The organism is Helicobacter pylori FD535 (assembly GCF_000296015.2).
Lineage (GTDB): Bacteria > Campylobacterota > Campylobacteria > Campylobacterales > Helicobacteraceae > Helicobacter > Helicobacter pylori_CT.
Window position 1 is genome coordinate 1 of record NZ_AKHP02000076.1, and the last position, 3744, is coordinate 3744.

The window sequence follows — 3744 nt, forward strand, 5'->3', positions numbered from 1 at the left end:
AATAACGCAGAAATCCCTACAAGCGGGAGAGATGCGATCACTTTTGGAACTAATAACCTAAACCCTGAAATTGTTGAATTTCTACACAAAAACAACAAGAAAATGATTATAGAAAAAGCCTCTAACAAAGAATTAGAACTTTTAGCTGACGCTAACTTTAAACACCCTAAAAACATAAGAGCGAGTTTAGATCATGATGCTATCGCTCATATACTCAAAAGGCATGGCGTTAATTCTGTTAATGTTAGGAATGGAGAAATCCCTATTACTTACGAAGATATAGCTAATTATAGATATATCGTTAATAACGCCGATGCAATTCTTAGAACTTTAGACAAATACGATCAAGAAGCTATAACGGCGTTTAAACAAGTTAATGGCTATGCGGTAGTGGTAGAGCAAGCGATCAATAAGAAAAATGAATTAGTTTTAAAAACAATGTTCAAGAACAATGGGAGTTATAAAAATAATGAAGTTTATAAAGAATTTTCAAGCACCTCACTCAACGCTGATGCGAAGGTGTGCCATAGGTTGAGTTCCTATAGTGGTGCTACAGAGAATCCTACACAAAAACCCCTAAAAAGTCAAGAGGATTTATCAAAAAATACAGAATTACATAACAAAACCACACAAGAAGCTAAAAATTTAAGCCCTTTAGAACAAGCCAAAGCCGAAAAGCTTGCGAAGTTACAACACGCTATAACGCCCCTTAAAGAGTTTGGCACAAATTACCCCGAGTTTGCTCTAAAGCCTAAGGAAGCGTTAGAGAAATTATTACAAGAGAAAAACGGACAAGTCGCAGGCGCAGCGTATAGAGAGGATTTAGGAGGGATTGATTTTGTGTGGGGAACGCCAAAGACTAAAGACAGCGTAGGTTATGGGTTAGCGCACATAATAGAACGAAGAGAACAGCAAGCGCTTGCTGATGGTTTAAGTGAAGCAGAAGCTAAAGAATACGCCCTAAATATCGTTAAATCTATCCCTGAAGTGTTAGAGAAAGGATCTAAAGGAACGGATCATTTAGGGCGTGTGTTTGTAGATTATGGAAATAAGAGAGTAGGGTTAAACAACACATGGAATAACAAAGAATTAGAAAATCATTGGGTGATAAGCAGTTATGAATTACGAGATACAACAGAGAAGCCCACGCATTTTCCGACCCCGCAAGCAATCACTAAAGAAAAGGACATTCATTCTTTAAACTCCGTAGAATCTAATCCTACCACAAACGGCGCAACAAATCAAGCGCCTTTAAGCGAACAAGCCAAAGCCGAAAAGCTTGCCAAGTTACAAGACGCTATAACGCCCTTAAAACAATTCGGTAAGAATTACGCAGAATTTGTTTTGAAGCCAAAAGAAGCGTTAGAGAAATTATTACAAGAGAAAAACGGACAAGTCGCAGGCGCAGCGTATAGAGAGGATTTAGGAGGGATTGATTTTGTGTGGGGCAATAAAGATTACGGGTTAGAACACATCTTAGAAAAGAGAAAAAAACAATACAAAAAGTTAGGACTAACACCAGAGCAAGCCAAAGAAAGGACTAACGAACTAATTAAAGAGATCCCTAATATCATACAAAAAGGCTTGAAAGAAGAAGACAAACCAGGTTATGCGGTTATTATTTTAAATAATTCAAAGGTAGTTTTAAGTAAGTTTAAGGGAGATAACGAACTAAAAAACCATTATATGATTACAAGTTTTGAAGCGGATGATAAGGTTTTAAGGGAGTTAGAGACCATTGCGACACTCTCTAACGATTACAGAGATGGCATCAACTATAGCATCTCAAACCTTAATGAAAACAATTTTACTAAAGAAAGCTTAACGAGTCAAGAACCGCCCTTATCTGTATTAGAAAAAAGCCAACTAGAGAAGCAAAAGAAACTAGAAAGCGAAAGATTAGAAAGCGAACAAGAGTTTTTAAAAGCTAAAGAGCAAGAATTAAAGCGTAAAGAAGCCTTAAAAAAGAAATTAGAACACGAGCGAGGCAATGCGGGCAACATTGAAAGCCAGACTAAAATAGAAGTAGGAGAGGATATACCCGTGAACGCGCTAAAAGAAATCCCTAAAAGCCGAGTAAGATTGAACGAAAGAGAGATTTACGATCTAGACTATGCGATCGTGAAAGCCAAAGACTTAAAACCGAGCTTCACCACAGGCGGGACGCAAAAACGCATGCGAGTGAACGAAGAGCAGATCAAAAACATTTCGCAAAATTTTGACCCTAAAAAGATATTTGGGAGCGGAGGTTTTGAAGATTTACCAATCATTCTACATGATGGGCAAGTGATCGCAGGAAACCACCGAATCCAAGGCATGCTAAACTTCACGCCTAAAAGCCGTTACACTTACGAGAAAGCGATCAAGGAATACTACCACATAGACTTAAAACCGGACGAGTTGTTAGTTCGGATACCTAACAAGCGCCTAAACAATACCGAGATCAACAATTTAGCGGCTTCATCTAATCAAGGACGATTCAATAGCGAGAGTGATCATGCGATAGCGGTTTTAAGCCATTACGAAGCGAAATTGAAAGAATTAGACCAAAAATTAGACGCTGATAGCATTTACTTTTTAAAAAACATTGTGGCTAAAAACCTTAATTTTGACAAGGCCACTCACCCTAATGTAACAGATAGTAATTTAGTGTTGCTTATGTTTAACATGCCACGAACGAAAACGCAAGGGATAGAACTACTCAACCGCTGGCAAAAAGAATTTTCAAACGACATTAAAAGCTATGAAAAGGTTAAAAAAATGTTTGTAGATAACGCCGGGAGTTTTCATAATTTAATCCATGATATGAATTTCCCTAAGGTGAGCCTGAACGCTTATTTAAGCGATATTATGGATCGCAGTTTTGCGAATTTAAAGAATTACCAAACCACAAGCGAGAGCCTGAAAGATTTGAGCGAAAAATTCTATAAAACGAGTTCTTTAGAAATGTTTGAAAAGAGCGATCAAACTACGAGCGACATTAGCGAGATTTTAGGAAGTGCTGTCGCACGATTTGCGAGGTTTGATGATCCGAGCAAAGCGTTATTTGAAGCCTTAAAGAGCGATAACATTAAAAAAGGTTTGAAAGATTTCAAAATCGCAGATGTTACTAAGGACATGTTTAACCCTGATAGTAAGGAATTTAAGGATATTGATATTTACGACTTCACGCATTACCTTTTAATGGCCAATAGAGAGCCGAACGAAAATAACCCTACTTTAAAGCGCTTGATAGAAGCCGTGAAGGACATGCAAAAAGAGAGCGAGAAGGGGATTAAAGAAGTTAGCAAAACAAGCGCTAAAGAAAGCGAGATTAAAGAACGAGCCTTTAAGGTCATAGAAGACAAAGAAGCGTTTTTGAAAGATTTGAACGCTATCAAACCCATGCAATTACCGAGAGAGATTGATATTGATAGCTTTTTAAACGCTTTTAATGGTGTTAAAAATAAAGAAAATTTCATTAAACATTTACAAAATAAGCCTGATGCTAAGCACCGATTAGCTTATTTGCATTTAGTAGAACCGACCTTGAAAGAACCCGATATTACGCTTATTTTCAAAGATAAAGGTAAGGAAGTTAAAAAAGAGCATATCAAAGCCTTCCAAGGCGATCCTAAAACGATTTATTATTTTTTAGTCACACAGGATAATGATAGTAAGCTTATTACGAGATTGAAAGTTAAACCGATTTACATTAAAGCAGAGATTGACAAGGCGGACATTATCCACTCTTTCATTCCGCAG

The 3744-nt window shown here is 37.3% G+C and carries 1 protein-coding gene; it reads left to right on the top strand.

Annotated features, from left to right (window positions below):
- Nucleotides 1–102: 102 nt before the first annotated feature.
- On the top strand, nucleotides 103–3744 hold a 3642-nt coding region (locus tag DV63_RS18410), incomplete at its 3' end, for a DUF3519 domain-containing protein (RefSeq protein ID WP_172635384.1).